The organism is Psychrobacter sp. CoH-33_TS_01 (genome assembly GCF_058189395.1).
The window spans coordinates 1-249 of record NZ_JBVGQI010000086.1 but is presented as its reverse complement, the minus strand read 5'-3'; the positions used below and the strand labels follow the sequence as shown (position 1 = coordinate 249).

Sequence of the window (249 nt, the reverse complement as noted above, 5' to 3'; positions counted from 1 at the left end):
ACCACGCGCGCGACCGCGCGAAAGCGGATTTGACCCGCAAGCTGAAATTCCTCGACTTCGCGAAATCGCATTTCATTTCGGCCGCGAAGAAGACGGGTATCGGCGCGCTGATGCGCTCGGTCGACGATGCCTACGCGGCCGCGATGTCGAAGCTGCCGACGCCGAAGCTCACCCGCGCGCTGATCGAGGCGGTCGAATTCCAGCAGCCGCGCCGTCGCGGCCCGGTGCGTCCGAAGCTGCGCTACGCAC

Annotated in this window: 1 protein-coding gene; it reads left to right on the top strand. The window is 66.3% G+C overall.

Annotated elements, in window-relative coordinates; genetic code table 11:
* On the top strand, positions 1–249 hold a 249-nt coding region (locus ACZ2XM_RS15635; RefSeq protein ID WP_490619035.1), incomplete at both ends, for a hypothetical protein.